A 15,317-nucleotide genomic window follows, 5' to 3' on the forward strand; every position below is an offset into this window, starting at 1 on the left:
ATTCAGGGCATGATAGATCGAACCTCCCTCATCGGCACGCTTTTGTCGAGGCATGGCACTTCACCGAGCAGCAAATGGGATCGTGGACTATTACTGAATAGTGTATCACACCCCCAAGGCAGATTAATGACCCCCGTCCCCTTTTCTTCCCTCAAGACAACATCTGGTAAAACAAAACCAACCGGTCAAATCTTGTGCCGAACAGTATTGGACCTGCCCCCTTTCCGTCCTCTGGAGAAACGACGAATCCTGACACCGTTTCTTTCCCGCTTCTGCAAGTTGTACCTATATTGAAATCCTGAGCGTATTTGCCGTCGCCTTTAAATACTTGACGGCAGGCAGCTTTCCCGCTATTTTGGGGGTGTGTATTACTGGCAGGTATACATCTGTCGACAATACGTATTGATATGAACTCTATTTGTCTAACTAATCATTACTGGGCCAGGTTGTGAATTTGGGTGACTAGAATGAAATGGGATTCTTCGATACGTAGTGCAAGAAAGCAAGCACTGAAAGACGGAAAGTTATCACATCATGACGTGATTGAGATAATTCGGAGCACTCTCGATTGCGGTGGAATTACAGAACTTGAGCGAAAGAATCTAGAAGCAATTTCTAAGCATTCGAAGACGCTTCCTGACCGCTCTAGACGTTTGCTAAGGAAGCTTTGTTTTCGTCAGGGGAATATGTTCAGTGATAATCAGCAGAAAAAACTCAAAGTGACGAGTAGTGCGGCAAATCGAGTCTGTGACTTCTTAGAGCTGGAAGGAAATGGTGTGTTTCCAAATCTCGACCGCGATGAAGTCGGGATTGGCCTGTTAATGCGAATCTCAGACCCCGGCATAATTGCTCAGAAACATGCGAGCCTGTGTGGTCCGACTTCCTTACTGTTCTCCATTGCAACTCACCGGCCATTTAGATACGTAGAATTTGCTGCTGATCTTTACGACAAAGGTCGCGGAACGATTGGCGAGCTAACGATTAAACCTTGCAGTGATACTCGCAACTACAAACCGGCCAAAGGTTCGATCTCGCCGGTTGATTGGTTGACCGCAGCATCGATTCGTGACTCCGAAAACTGGTTTTTCGACTACCAGACTGCTTCCAATGAGTTTGCAGGGATCACGATGCCCAATGAAATGGCGTCATGGTTCGAAAGAGCCGGCTTTCGTGATGTCAGAAACGTGACCAATGTATACTTTACCAAGGGGGATAACGCCTTGGATGATATTAAAAGACTGATGGCAAAGGGATTTCGTATTTGTTTGTTTATCAACTCTAACATGGTAAAGTCAGCAAAACAAACTGTGAGTTCCACATTTCCTGATCATTGGGTGGTGCTACGTAAAGTACACAAGTCTTCTAAGGTTGTAGATCTAGAAATTTACAACCAGGGTACAGGGAAATTTCGAGTGCCGAAAACTGGCGAGTTATTGACAGAGGACTTTTTCAAAAATTTCTATGGCTATGTAGCTGCTCGACCTTAACTCTATTAATGTCAAAGGAGGCAATCCAGCAGGGGCACCACGGCCAGCACGCACTTTAGGTAATCTACGGTAGTGCGTCCAATCTCTTTCTGCGATGATAACGTTTTTCCAAATCCGTGTCTCGCGCTGCAGGGAAGAGCCGATGCCTCGCCGGATTGATCAGGATGATGTCGTTTCGATTCTCGGCGGACGTAGGAACGGGGGCAGGTCTCTTTACTCGGTCGTCTGGCCGGGTGACACAGTTTATCCTTCCAGCTTGTTCAGCATCTTGGGGTGTGCCACTGCCGCCCTCAGCAGTGTGAAGTGGTGAATCGGCTGGCTGCGGTAGTCGGCTTGTGCAATCGCCACGATATGGAAAAACAAACAGTCTTGATACCGATTCTTCCTCTGGCGCCTTGTCTATTCCAACGCGTTCGATGGCCCAAAAAAAATCGCGGGTTTTTGTTAGTTCTGCAACCCAAACGCCCAAGCGGGCTTAGGTGTTGCCTGGGATCGTGGTTCGAGCCTTTCGGCTAAAAAAATTTGCTGGCGCTCTAGCAAAAGCGCACACCAGGCTGGTATACCTAAATTCATCGCCGGGGTCACTTCTCCGGCTTCTTTATTTTCTGCTCGGTCCCGTGTGTATTTCTTCACGTTCAGGGACCCAATTGCGACGCCCAAATCTTCTTGGGTATTCGACGCCGGAACCCTTCTAAGTTGGGCTACCGATCGAACTATTTGACCTAAACGCGTGCCCTAATCGCGGCACGCCTGTTCCCTTTCACCGAAAGAAGTATTGTTATGTCTACCCCCATCGAAACACCAAGTCAGAACAGCCCTGCCGATGCCTGTGAAGGTCCGGCAACGCCGCTTGCCGACCGCATCTTGCATGTCTATCAGAGCATGCAGGCAGAGCTGCGTCAGAAGCAGCGCGAGATCGACCGCCTGCAGCAGGAACTGAGCGCGCTGGACGAAGCCGAAGCACGCGAAGCGTCTCCGCCGCCGGCGACCCAGCACGCAGGCCAAAGTCCGCCTGGGCTGGGCCGAAAATCTCGTCGGATGCCAAAGAAAGTGCCGGTGTGCCGGCCGATCTGCCCTGCCAGCGGCGACCGATCAGCGGATGCCCCATCGGATCAGCCTAGGACGCTGCGGCGCGACCGGAAGTCTTGTCTTTCGCAGAAGTTAACGCGAGAGCCATGCCTGCGGTTTGAGCCAAGGCATGCCGATCGATCGGCCGTCGAGGCTTGCACCGGGGCCGGAGCGGTGACCCACCGGGGATCCACTTTACCCCACCAGACTCCGGTCGAGCATTCGGTAGTTAATCGCCTCGCAAACATGATCGGCCGAGATCACCGTGGCCGATTCCAGGTCGGCGATCGTTCTCGCCAGACGCAGGATCTTATCGTAGGCCCTGGCACTCAGGCCAAAGTTGCTGATGCTTTGCTTCATCAGGTTGGCCGCTTCTTCTTCCACGTGGCAGTGCTTACGGACTTCGCGGCTACTCATTTGGGCGTTGTAACGGCTAGGGCTGCCGACGAAGCGGCGGGTTTGAATTTTGCGGGCCGAGATGACCATCTCTTTCAGCTCCTCGCTGCTGGTTCCTTCCGTGGTGCTGGCCAACTCTTGGTAAGGGACCGCAGGGACTTCGATCTGAATATCGATTCGATCGAGCAGCGGGCCCGATATTTTGCCGACGTACTTTTCGACCTGCGGGACCGAGCAGCGGCAGTTGCGGCGCGGGTCGTTGCGAAAACCGCACGGGCAAGGGTTCATCGCTGCGACCAGCATGAAGTCGGCCGGGAAGGTGACACTACGCAAAGCCCGGCTGATGGTCACCTGGCGATCTTCCAGCGGCTGCCGCATCAGTTCCAGCGTGCGGCGGTTGAACTCTGGAAGCTCGTCGAGGAAAAGAATTCCGTTGTGCGAGAGACTAATTTCGCCGGGTGCCGGGTTGCTGCCACCCCCGACCAGGCCAGCCTCAGAGATCGTATGGTGAGGCGAACGAAAAGGCCGCGTCGCCAGCAGCGGCTCGTTGGTGGCCAGGCGGCCGGTAGCGCTGTAGATGCGTGTAGTCTCGACCGATTCGCTGGGCGTCAGTTCCGGCAGGATCGTTCGAACCCGCTTGGCGAGCATTGTTTTGCCTGAGCCTGGAGGGCCTACTAACAGCAGGTTATGCATTCCGGCTGCGGCGATGGTGGCGGCTCGTTTGGCGAGTTCCTGCCCGCGGACGTCGGCGAAATCGACTTCGTAGGCAGAGTGTTCTTCCAGCAAGGCGTGGATTTGGGGTGGGACCGGTTCGATATCGAGCTGACCCGACAGAAAGCCGACCGCTTCACTCAGGCTGGCGACCGGAATGACCTCGATCCCTTCCACGACGGCAGCTTCCCGGGCATTTTGTGCCGGCACGATAATTCCGCGTAGCTTCTGCTTCTCGGTTTCGATCGCTTTGGAAAGTACACCGCGGATGGGACGCGTGTTGCCGTCGAGGGCCAGTTCGCCGACGATAGCGTATTCGCTAAGCCGGTCACTGGTGAGTTGCCCACTTCCCAGCAGCACGCCAAGCGTGATGGGCAAATCAAACGAGGCCGCGTTTTTGGGGATTTCCGCCGGGGCCAGGTTGATGACCACGCGATCACGCGGGCAGAAGAAGCCTGAGTTGACGATGGCCCGCTCGATACGGTGGACGCTTTCCTTGACGGCGGCTTCCGGCAGGCCGACCAGTACGGTCTTGGGAAGCGCGGTGGGAGAAACGTCGACCTCGACCTCCACGGGAATCGCATCGATGCCGGCCATCGTGTAGGTGCAAAGTTGAGCCAGCATGCCGAATTCCTTGTCGCCGTCATTGGAAGGTTTATCTTGAGGTAACCCCCATTGTGTGAGAAGCGGCCCCCCTCAGGCAAGCGATTCATCAGGATTTCTCGATCAACGCGTAAATGACCGGTTGTGTGCTATGGTTAAGGGTTTTAACGAATATCGAAGCGGCGTTGGGAACATGACCACAATCTCTCAGCCAGAAACAGCCGATACGTTGCCGGAGGCTCAGCCGATGGTGCTGGGGCTTTCGCGCATGCGGTATGGAATGCTGGTCGTGGCGGTGGTCGCCCAGGCTGCGACGATTTTGATTACTTGGCCGTTGTGGCAAGTCCGCGAAGCACCGGTCCATTTGCCGCTGGTCGATCTGCCGCAGATTCCTTTTGGCGGGTGGCTGCTGGCCACGCTGGTACTGGTGTTGATCCGCCCTCGTATGGGCTTGGCCGTGCATGCGGCTTCGCTGTTGCTGGCGTTTGGTTTCGATCAATACCGTACGCAGCCTCAGGTGATTGCCAATGCGGTGCTGATGCTGGCCGCCGTCGAGAACGTGGGCGTGGTCATTGTACGGTGGTTTCTGGCCTCGCTATGGCTATGGGCAGGCACGCACAAACTGCTGTCGCCTGATTGGTTTTCGTTCGGCTCGTGGAACATGGTGAGTTCGCTGCACGTGAACCCGGAAGACTTCCAGATGTTGTTCGCCTATGGCGTTTCGCTTGGGGAAGTCACCGTCGGCTTGCTGGCCATCTTTCGTCCCCGCTGGGCAGCGATACCGTGTGCGCTGATGCACGTGGGGATTGTGATCTTCTTGTCCCCACTTTTCTACGACCACAACGAAAGCGTGATGCCGTGGAATCTGGCCACGGCGGTGGTTGGCAGTTGGGTGATGTGGAACGCGCCGAGCATCCGTCCGCAGCTACGCTGGGAATGGATTCTGGCGGGACTGCTGTTGATGTACCCGGCTGGGTTTTATGTGGGCTGGGTCGATCATGGGATTGCCAGCGTGCTTTACTCGAATCATTTGCCGGAAGGAATGATCACCACCCCAAACGGCGCGGCGAAGATCTCGGGCTGGGGGGACCTCTACGTACCGTTTCCCAACGAGCGGCGATTGCTGGTGCAATACTTCGAGCGCTCTTCGCAGCCGGGCGATAAGTTGCACCTGTCTGAGCCCAGGCCTTGGCTGGGGGATAAGTATTATGTTCTTGGCGAGCGTGGCGACTTGGTCGAACAAACCCGCGAGCAGTTCGTGCAAGGCAGCGACGACGAAGTGTACGGGATGGAGGTCGAGAGCCGGCGAATGCGTTTCCTGCTGGCCCGGGCAGGTGCGAAAATGCTTAGGCGTGAGGAAAAGGGAACGATTTACGCCGTCGAGGTCCCCCCGCGGCGATACCGGCCGGAACTGCTTGGCATGCTGGCAGGGCTGCCAAATCTCGAGCAGATCAACCTGACCGGGTGCGAAGTGACCGACGACGACCTGAAGTGGTTGCCATTGCTGCCGAAACTGGTTGGCATTGGGCTTACTGATACGCCGGTAACGAACCAGGCGATCGAGACGCTGTTGAATCAGCCGCAGTTGCAGTTTATTGAGTATGAGCAATCGAACATAACGCTCGATGCGATTCTCGAATTCGAGCGAAAGCGACCTCTCGACTAACGGCAGGGAGACAGCCTGGGGTGGCCCAGAGATTTATCTCTGGGTCGGCAACGCCGACAAGCGGCTAAGGCAAGAACGTGAACAAGTAGCTAAGTCTCCATCGGATTCCAGCCCAACTCACAAGCCGCTTGTGGCCGATGGCCACCCAGAGATAAATCTCTGGGCCACCCCCATCCAATTCGCTGTGACGAGCCCTTAGGCATCGGCAACAAGCTCGGGGATGGCGGTTCCTTGGCAGATTGCCATCGGGCGGCCGATGGGGGTTTGGAAGTCTTTGTCGATGTTGATTCCCAATGCGTCATGGATGGTGGCGTGGATGTCTTCGACACGAACCGCGTTTTTGGTCTCGGCGGTGATCTTTTGTCCTTCCGGGTCGGTCTCGCCGAGGACCACTCCTTTGCGAATTCCGCCGCCGGCTAAGGCGACGCTGAAACCGTGGGGCCAGTGATCGCGGCCTGCGGCTGGATTGATCTTGGGGGTTCGCCCGAACTCGCCACCGCACAGGACGATGGTATCGTCGAGTCGATCACGCTCCTTCAGGTACTTGATGGTCGCGCTCAGTGCGGCGTCCAGGTTGCCGGCCTTGGCCGATTGAAATTCGTGATTGTTGGCATGCGTGTCCCAGCCATTGAGGGTTACTTGCACGCATCGCACGCCTGTCTCGATCAACTGCGTCGCGCACAGGCAGCCCCGGCCAAACGGCGTATCGCCGAACTGCTGTTTGACCTCTTGGGGAACACCGTCGATGTTGAACGCATCGATCTGGTCCGACGTCATCATCGTGGTGGCGCGATCGACCGTCTCGCGATGGAGGGTCTTCTTCTTTTCCAGATCCAGCCGACGGCCTCGGGCAAAGCTTGCTTCGAGGATGTCCAGGTCTCCTAGTCGGGCATCGAAGCGATCTTCCGGAACCCGCTTGGGAAGGTCTGGCAAGGGGCCAGTCGGATCGTACATCTTGAACGCGTCGTACTTGTTGCCCAGGAAACCACCTCGAGCAGAGAACTCGGAAGGGAAGATCGAGACATGACGAGGGATTTCAACTCCTTTCGCCGAAAGCTCGTGGCAGAGAATCGCGCCGATCGATGGGTGAATAAGCGTTGGGTCTGGCCGATAGCCGGTCTGCATGTTGTAGGTAGCCCGCTCGTGGTCTCCTTCTTTGCTGGTCACGCAGCGGAGCAGGGCCATTTCGTGCATGATTTCGGCGGTGAGGGGCATCGTGTCGGCGATCTTCAGGCCTTTGAGCGACGTGTCGATGGCCTTGGTGTCGCCGCCGATCATCTTGCCGGGGTGCGGGTCCCACGTTTCCAGCTGGCTGGGTCCTCCTTGCATCCACAAAACGATGACCGACTTGGGGCGTCCCTTGCTGGACTTCTCTTGGGAAGTGGCGGCCAGCACCTGGGAAAGAGGCGTCAGCCAGGCCAGGCCGGCACCGGCTTGCAAAAGCGTGCGGCGGCTAAAGTGGCTGGACGTGCCGCAACCTTCGGGACCGAGCAGATGTTGAAAGCGTGTCATGGCGTTTCCTAGTGATTCCAGGCGAACTCGGTGCAGTTCATCAAAGCCCAGTAAATGTCTTCAAAGTCTTGGGAGCGATTCGATGGGATCTCTTCGTTCTCGAGCTTATCGGTAAAGTGTTCTAGCTCGACGGGATTGGGGCGTCGCGTCAGGACGCACAGGAAGGCCGTTTCCACAGCCGTTTCGTCGTTGGGCGACAGTTGCGAGATACGCGTGGCAGCGTTGCGGACGAAATTGTTTTTGGTGCGCTCGGTGACCAAGTTTCCGTTCATCATTAACAGACGCTGCGGAATGGTGCCGCCGTCCATGCTGAACTCGTCTTCACCCGCATCGCCATACCGTTGCAGGAAATCGTTCGTTTCGCCATAGGTAATGAGCTTTGTCAGAACGTGGCTGTCGGCATTGAGCGTGCTTAACGAGGAGGCCTGATTGACGCTGCCAATAACCTGTTCTGGCCGAAGCCGGGTCACCGGGAAGGCGGCCCAGGCTTGTTCGTGCTGGGCGGTAATTTCATGATCGGCGCGGCTATCCCGCCCAAACGCTTCGGTCGCGGCGATCAAGCGAATCAATCGCTTCAGGTCGAAGTTGTGCGCGATGAAATCGTCGACCAGTGGGTCGAGCCCTGCTGGGAAATTACCTTTTTCAAAGCTTCCCTTGAGAGGAATGTCGTCGACCGGCTCCACCAGCGGACGGCCGGTCATGACCGCCCACACACGATTGACGATCGCTCTTGAGAATGGTTTGTTTTCAGGGTGCGTCACCCAGCTGGCCAGGCGATTTCTTAGCGTCCCGCCCGACTCGGGTATCAAGTGCTGATTGAACGGGGCTTGGGCCGGCACCGTGGTCTCTTCTTCGGCATGCAGATACTGGTAATCGTATGGCTTTCCCTTTTTGTCCATGATGCCGACAAACGAGTTCTGGGCTTCACGAAAGAAGGATGCCAGCTCGTGAAAGTCACTTTGTTTGAGATCGCCACCAAGGTTGTCGTCGTGACACTGCACGCAGTCGATTCGAGTCGCTAGAAAGGCCCGGGTCACGCGACCGGCCAGCATCGCCACGTCAGGCTCCTTGGTTCCATCTTGGTCGACGGTGGCCGTAATGAAATTAACCGCTGGGTGATCGGTCCACAGGCCGGAATCAGCGATGAGGTCTTGCGTTAGTTCGTTGTAGGGGCGATTCTCCATCAGCTGATCACTGAGCCAGGTGACAAATCGCCGCTTGCGAAAGATCAGGAACGGACCGTTCTCGGTTCCTACGTAGGCACGCGAAAGACGCTCGGCCATGTAGTCGCCATAGCGGCGGTCTTCCAGAAGATGGTTCACCCACCAAGCCAAGCGATCTTCGTCGGGGCGATTCTCGATCAGGCGGATCTCTTCCAGCGAGGGGATCGAGCCGGTCAGCCCCAGCGAGATGCGACGGGCGATCGTGAGATCATCGGCCTGGGGAGCCGGCTGCAGCTCTCGGGCTTGCCAAACCTCTTGAAATTGAGCATCGACGGCTAGTTTCGCAGCCTGGAAGTCATCTGCCACCACAATTACGGGGTCGTCGACAGCTTCGACCTTCGGGGGCGAAAGCAACCAATTGGCCAGAGAGGCCAAGACCACGGTGGCCAAGACGATAAAGGCAATATTCTTGAGCCACATAGGAAGACTCGCTGTGAGACTCACATGGTTAGAAAAGGAACGTCTAAGTACCTATTGTTACCGGTTGCAGCAGATCTTTGTTTCCTGTTGTTGAGGAAAGTTTTTGTTTTCGCGGATTTATCAAAACCATCGGGACATCGCGTTAGGTAGAACAGACATAAGGAATTACGCTGATTCCTTACTCATCGCATTCTGGATCTACCGATGTCTGTGGTCAACTCAACCTGGCAAGACGAAGCATTGGTTCCTGCCGAGGAACTGATTGCCCCGCTCAACCATTTGCCGGAAGAATCGGCAAGTGAAGCACCCTCAGAGACGGCCCAACCTCCCCAAAAGCATGTGTTTTGGCGGGCTGTCGATGGGCTAATGCATGCTTGGGAGTGGTGCTTTGGCGTCGTTTCCATGATTGTGATCCTCGCCTTTTTAGCGACCGTGCCCATTTTGAATTTGATGAGCCTGGGCTATTTGCTGGAAGTTAGCGGGCGAATTGCCCGGACTGGCAAATTTACGCAAGGGTTTGTCGGCATTCGCAAAGCGGCCCGCATCGGAAGTATTGTCGCCGGGGCCTGGCTGATGTTTCTGCCGCTGCGGCTTTTGTCCGACGCCTGGCAAAGCGCCTGGTTGATCGACCCTGAAAGCGTTCAAACGCGAAATCTGTGGGTGGTGACGATGGTCGCGACCGTTGCCGTCAGCCTGCATGTCGCTTGGGCCTGTTATCGGGGTGGGCGACTCCGGCATTTTCTTTGGCCGGCACCGATCAAGTTCTTCAAAACCATCTTCCACGGCGGCATGTATGCTCAGGCCCGGGAAGGCACGCTAGCTTTCATCAAAGAACTGCACTTATGGCACTATTTTTCGATGGGAGCCCGCGGCTTCGTCGGCACGCTGATTTGGCTGTTGGTGCCGGTGCTGTGGATGATAGGTGCTCGGCAGATCAATGAACCAGCGGCCGCTTTCCTGGTGAGCCTGCCTGGCATGTTGGTGTTTGCGTTTGTGCTGCTTTACCTCCCGTTTTTGCAAGCTCGCTTCGCGGCCGAGAATCGCTTCAAGGCCTTGTTTGAAGTGGGAGCGATTCGGCGGTTGTTTGTTCAAGCCCCGATGGCGTGGTGGCTGGCCCTCTTTATTACGCTGTTGTTTGCCCTGCCGCTGTATCTGCTCAAAGTCGAAATGATCGATCGCGAGATTGCCTGGCTGCCGAGCTTATTTTTTGTGATCTTCATCTTTCCGGCTCGGATGCTCTCTGGCTGGGCCCTGGCGGTGGCTAAGCGGCGGGAAAAACCGGCCCACTTCGCCTGGCGTTGGTTAAGCCGCCTGGCTGCGATCCCCGTGGTGGTGTCCTATATCTTCTTCATGTACTTGTTTTTGTACATCTCGTGGCGCGGGGCGGATAGCCTTTTAGAGCAGCACGCGTTTCTGGTTCCGGTGCCATTTTTGGGGGCTTAGCATCGGCTTGCTTCAAGCGTTGGCACTAGGACCGTCCCCAGTAAAGGGGTACGATAGAGCCATCGTTTCCTGTCTTTCTCGCTCTTAGGTTGAAGAGTCTTCCATGCCGCGTGGAAACCTGATCGTGATTTGTGTTGCCTTCGTGACGGCGATGATCTGTTATCAATCGGCGGCTCAATCGCGTTACGCGTTGATGTTTCAGCAGGGGTTGCGGACGATCTCCGAGTTCTACGTGCGCCCGGTTGAGAATGAAGATCTGTTCGACGCCGCCATGGAAGGGCTGACCGCTCCGCTGGATCAAAACTCGGTCTACATTGCCCCACCTCGCTATTCCAATTTTCGCCGCGAGCTTGGCCAAGAGTTCGGTGGGATTGGCGTGCATGTCGATTTCGACGAAGAAAACCGAGAGATGGTGATCATCACCCCGCTCGCCGGGGCACCCGCTTATGAAGCTGGAATCCAAGCCGGGGATGTCGTGGTGGCCATTGATGGGGTCGACTTGAACGGTGAAGACTTCGACAAGTCGCTGGACCGCCTACATGGCGAGACCGGCACGTCAGTAACCCTTACCGTTCGGCACATCGGCCAGGACGACTTGGTCGATATCACAATGGACCGAGCCAATATCATGGTCGAGTCGGTTATGGGGGATACGCACGGAGAAGGGGGGAAGTGGGATTTCCATCTCGCCAGTAATCCCCGCATTGGATACATCCGCGTCGATTCGTTCGGGGACCGTACAGCGGAAGACTTCGAACTCGCCTTAGAGCAAGTTGGCGATGATGTGGACGGATTGATCATCGATATGCGAGGCAACGCCGGTGGCTACCTGACGGCGGCAATCCAGATGGTCGACTTGTTTATCGATCAGGGAGACATCGTAACAACGCGTACCCGGAACAACCGCATTCGCGACATTTACGAAGCATCGTCCGGCGGAACGTTGGTCCGTCAAGATCTTCCGGTTGTGGTGATGGTCAATCGGTTCAGTGCCAGCGCGAGTGAGATCTTCGCGGCCGCACTGCAAGACCACGGGCGAGCGACGGTTGTCGGAGAACGTTCGTTTGGCAAAGGCACCGTGCAAAGTATCTTCCCGCTCGATGGAAACCGTCGTGCGATCAAAATCACTACGGCGACGTACTGGCGACCCAACGGAAGCAATATTCATCGTTTTCCCGATTCCAAGGAAGAAGACGATTGGGGCGTGGCTCCTGACCAAGGCTGGGAATTGGAGCTGGATGACGAGACGTTGACGAAAGTCATCAAGGCGAGGCGTTTAAACGACGTCGATCGAACCAACTTCGCCAACCCAGAATCGGCTACCGAGAGAGAAGTCTCAGAAGAAGAGCAAGTCCTTCTCGACTTTGAAGACCCACAGCTGCAACAGGCAATCGAAGTGATCGAGGAAGCGAACAAGTAAGCGTTTCTGGTACGTTTTGCAAACGTGAATTGCAATTTCTTCCAACGACCTGAGCGGCTATTCCGAAGGCATAATCGGGGCAAATTATGCCGATTCATTGCCATCATCGAAAACCACGCATATCAGCGACTTGAGGCAATTTCGAGTGCCTTTTCTGGAATTTGGCATTCGGATTGCAATATGAACCGGCTAGTCTCCCTGATCTCCCCCGGTTTGTTGAAAGACGCATTGATGGTTTGCAACGTCGACTACTTCCAGTGGCCCCCCACCAGTTCTGAGTCCGGCGTGGACTTGGAAACATTCTCGCGGCCACTGCCTTCCAATCCGCACCCAGAAACCCCGTACGTTGTGGTTCTCTTGAAAATGCTGAGTGTGGCGGACGAAGTTTCCGAGGGAGACGAGTTCGACCAGTAGGGATCGTTAGGGGGCCTTCTTGATCGAGGCTTGTGCTAACTCACGCAGGTGAACTTCGATCGAGTCGGCCAGCCGTGGCGGATTGTAGCCCCCTTCGAGCATGCTCACGATACGGCCCCCGCACCACGTGTCGGCCACCTCTTGGACAATATTGGTCAGGGTGGCAAAGTCTTCGGTTTCGAGCCCCAAGTCGCCGACCGGATCGTCTTTGTGGGCGTCGAAGCCAGCGCTGATCATCACCAACTCTGGCTGCACGCGCTCGGCGAACTCTTGGAGTTGGTACTCGAACGTCGTGAGCGTTGCCATGCGATCGGTCCCGTACGAGACCGGCAAATTCCAGGTATAGCCTCGGCCAGGACCTTCCCCCACGGCATCACGATCGCCGGAGCCAGGGTAGAAGGGATAGCGATGCATGGAAAAGAACGCCACGTTCTCGTCTCGCCAGAAGATCTCTTGCGTCCCGTTGCCGTGGTGAACGTCCCAGTCGACGATCAATACCCTGGGGACATCCAACTTCTTCACCGCGGTTGCGGCGGCGATGGCAATGTTGTTCAGCAGGCAGAACCCCATGCTGGTCTCGGATGTCGCATGATGCCCAGGCGGTCGAATCAGGCAGAACGCATTAGATGCTTCCCCCTGAGCAACCTGCCGCGTGGCGTCGATCGCCGCACCTACCGCCAGCAGGGCGACCTGGTAGGAAGCAGGCGAAACGACCGTGTCGGCATCGAGATTCCCCCCTCCAATGCCGGCCAAGTCTTGGATTTGGGCAATCATCTCTTGTGTGTGAACCAGTTGGGCGTGCTCGATCGTGGCCGCCTCGAAGCCTGGTCTGGTCCATTTTTCCCAGATATTTTTGTCGCGAAGGTGGGTCGTACACGTCGTGAGACGCAGCGGACATTCCGGATGTTTGCCCGTTAGGTGCTGAAGATATCGGTCGTGGTAGTAAAGCAGGCTGGTCATTGCCGGGATCGGCTCTTTTGGGGGGATTGTGCTAATTCGTTGACATCAATTCCAACTAGCAACTATTCTTAACCTAACCGATGTCAGAGGGTATGATTAGATAACTCGTCGATTGGGGAATAGTACTCCCTAAATTCCCTCGCTTATCTCATCGGCGCTCAATCCTGGCTCAGCTGGGGTGAGACGTCTTTTATTAATAGGAACACCGTGGCATGAAACGAGTTGCTGTTTCGACCCTGGTACTCGCCATCTTGGCGTGTTGTGCGCAAACAACCTGGGCTCAGTACAACGAGATTCCGATTACGGCCACCGATATCGACCCTGATTCGCAAGATACGCAAACACGTATCCGTTTCGGTCAAGCTCAAGCATCCGTTCGTGAATACCTCAGAGGTAATCGGACGATGGACGAGCAAGGTCGGACATTGATACGTAAGTTCTTCCGCGATGCTTACTTAAAGAGCTGGACCCGTAAGGAGAACTGGACCAAGGCTGGTACCAAGCGGCAAGAGTTCTTGCGTACCTACTACGGGCCACTCAATTCCGATCAAGTGGCTCGCGGCATGGTCAATGAAATCATGATCGAGTTCATGCGCGAATACATCAAGCCGAACTATCACCCGGTACTTCGATACAACGCGGTTCTGCTGCTGGGCGATTTGCGATCCCGAGAGATGGACAACATCAACCAGACCCCGGAAGTCCCTTACGCACCCGCGACGGCCATTCTGCTGTCGGCCATTGAAGATCCCAAGCAAAGCGACGCAGTGAAGGTGGGTGCCTGGATCGGACTGATGGAGCACAGTCAGCTTTACGGGGTGAACCTCGGAGCGATGTCAGGTGCCGAAAAGACGAAGGTAATGGACCTGGTCGTGAAAACGCTCAGCGAGAAAGCTCCTCCTAAAGATCGCGGGGCTGATGCCCATGCATGGATGCGTAAGCGAGCGATCGATGTGGCACGCCATATTGGTAACGCCGGCCGTGATGGAGCGTTAGCCAATGCCCTTAATACGATCATTCTCGACGAGAGTCTCCCGATTGAAATGCGATGTAATGCCATCGCAGCCAAAGGCAATCTCACCTTCGACGCGCAAACTGCCGGCAAACTTGATGTCGCCAAGGATGCAGCGGAAATTGGCAAAGTGGCATTGGAAGCCGTCTCGGCTGATGTTCTGTGGTACGACAACGCAATCACCGAGTATTACAAAGCCATGATGGGCCCAGGTGGTTCAGGCATTATGGGTGGCGAGTACGGCCCAGGCGGCCCGATGATGCGGCCAACCGCTCGTCCCCCGTCGCGTCCTTCGGGACGTCCATCACGTGGACGTCAACCGGCCGAATTCGATGAATTAGGTGGCGAAATGGCAGAACCTGAGATCATTCGCGATCCATTGGTCGTTCGCATGGAAACCTTGTTCCGTCGTCGCGTGAAGACGCATCTCGATGATTGCAAGCAAGGTCTGGTCGGTTCGACGACACAAATCTCAGGCGACGGAAGCGAGATCCGCGAAGGGATCATTCGCTATGCCAAGAACGCAGAAGATCGACAGCTGATCGTTGGTCTGGCCAAGTCGATGTTCGGCATGCTGGCAACCGTTGACGACGATGAGCTGTGGGAAGACGAACTGCTCAAGAATTCCAAAGCACGTCTTGAGACGCTTACCGTGGCAGCCCAGAAACTAGCCGCCAAGGCCGCCGTCGACATTACTCCGCCCGAGGCTGCGGCAGATGCCAAGCCTGCCGCCGACGTTCCCGGTGGGGCAGCGGATGTTCCTGGGGGTGCAGCAGACGTGCCCGGGGGTGCCGATGTGCCCGGTGGCGCTGATGTACCTGGACCGATGGCCCCAGCCGCAGACGTGCCCGGTGCCGGGGCTCCGGCGGCGGATGTACCAGGGGCGGCACCACCTGCCGATGTTCCTGGTGCGGCGGCTGGTCCCGCGGCCGATGTGCCGGGTGCCCCAGCGGCTGATGTGCCCAACTAACTCGGGACTGCT

At 56.1% G+C, this 15,317-nt stretch carries 10 protein-coding genes; 6 read left to right on the top strand and 4 right to left on the bottom strand.

Annotated features, from left to right (window positions below; translation table 11 throughout):
• The first annotated feature begins 467 nt into the window (after window positions 1-467).
• Window positions 468-1,487, top strand: a complete 1,020-nt coding sequence (locus HOV93_RS22995; RefSeq protein WP_207398905.1) for a hypothetical protein — start codon at window positions 468-470, stop codon at window positions 1,485-1,487.
• Between the two features lie 1,263 nt (window positions 1,488-2,750).
• On the opposite strand, the gene HOV93_RS23000 is transcribed toward HOV93_RS22995, so the two are convergent.
• The gene (locus HOV93_RS23000) at window positions 2,751-4,286 is read right to left on the bottom strand and encodes a YifB family Mg chelatase-like AAA ATPase (RefSeq protein ID WP_207398906.1); all 1,536 of its coding nucleotides are present in this window, start codon (window positions 4,284-4,286) and stop codon (window positions 2,751-2,753) included.
• A gap of 172 nt (window positions 4,287-4,458) precedes the next feature.
• Between HOV93_RS23000 and HOV93_RS23005 the strand changes: the two genes are divergently transcribed.
• Window positions 4,459-5,931 (top strand): DoxX family protein, encoded by a 1,473-nt coding sequence (locus HOV93_RS23005; RefSeq protein ID WP_235990853.1) that lies wholly within the window; start codon window positions 4,459-4,461, stop codon window positions 5,929-5,931.
• A gap of 195 nt (window positions 5,932-6,126) precedes the next feature.
• Here the strand turns inward: HOV93_RS23005 and HOV93_RS23010 are convergent, their stop codons facing one another.
• Window positions 6,127-7,443, bottom strand: coding sequence for a DUF1501 domain-containing protein (locus tag HOV93_RS23010; RefSeq protein ID WP_207398907.1), 1,317 nt, complete (start codon window positions 7,441-7,443; stop codon window positions 6,127-6,129).
• 8 nt (window positions 7,444-7,451) lie between these two features.
• Complete coding sequence (locus tag HOV93_RS23015; protein WP_207398908.1) at window positions 7,452-9,086, bottom strand: DUF1549 domain-containing protein; 1,635 nt, start codon at window positions 9,084-9,086, stop codon at window positions 7,452-7,454.
• 204 nt (window positions 9,087-9,290) lie between these two features.
• On the opposite strand from HOV93_RS23015, the gene HOV93_RS23020 reads away from it, so the two are divergent.
• The 3 genes from HOV93_RS23020 (at window position 9,291) to HOV93_RS23030 (ending at window position 12,363) form a co-directional block, all read left to right on the top strand.
• The gene (locus HOV93_RS23020; protein WP_207398909.1) at window positions 9,291-10,529 is read left to right on the top strand and encodes a DUF4013 domain-containing protein; all 1,239 of its coding nucleotides are present in this window, start codon (window positions 9,291-9,293) and stop codon (window positions 10,527-10,529) included.
• Window positions 10,530-10,632: 103 nt separating this feature from the next.
• Window positions 10,633-11,949: a S41 family peptidase gene (locus HOV93_RS23025; protein ID WP_207398910.1), complete on the top strand. Its 1,317-nt coding sequence runs from the start codon at window positions 10,633-10,635 to the stop codon at window positions 11,947-11,949.
• A 180-nt stretch (window positions 11,950-12,129) separates the two neighbouring features.
• Window positions 12,130-12,363 carry a hypothetical protein gene (locus tag HOV93_RS23030; RefSeq protein ID WP_207398911.1) on the top strand — a complete coding sequence of 78 codons (234 nt, stop codon included), beginning with the start codon at window positions 12,130-12,132 and terminating at the stop codon, window positions 12,361-12,363.
• Between the two features lie 6 nt (window positions 12,364-12,369).
• Here HOV93_RS23030 and HOV93_RS23035 read toward each other — a convergent pair whose 3' ends face one another.
• Window positions 12,370-13,323 carry a histone deacetylase family protein gene (locus tag HOV93_RS23035; protein WP_207398912.1) on the bottom strand — a complete coding sequence of 318 codons (954 nt, stop codon included), beginning with the start codon at window positions 13,321-13,323 and terminating at the stop codon, window positions 12,370-12,372.
• 212 nt (window positions 13,324-13,535) lie between these two features.
• Between HOV93_RS23035 and HOV93_RS23040 the strand changes: the two genes are divergently transcribed.
• A complete protein-coding gene (locus tag HOV93_RS23040; RefSeq protein ID WP_207398913.1) occupies window positions 13,536-15,305 on the top strand; it encodes a hypothetical protein in 1,770 nt (589 codons plus the stop codon).
• Window positions 15,306-15,317 lie beyond the last annotated feature (12 nt).

Source organism: Bremerella alba, assembly GCF_013618625.1.
GTDB lineage: Bacteria > Planctomycetota > Planctomycetia > Pirellulales > Pirellulaceae > Bremerella > Bremerella alba.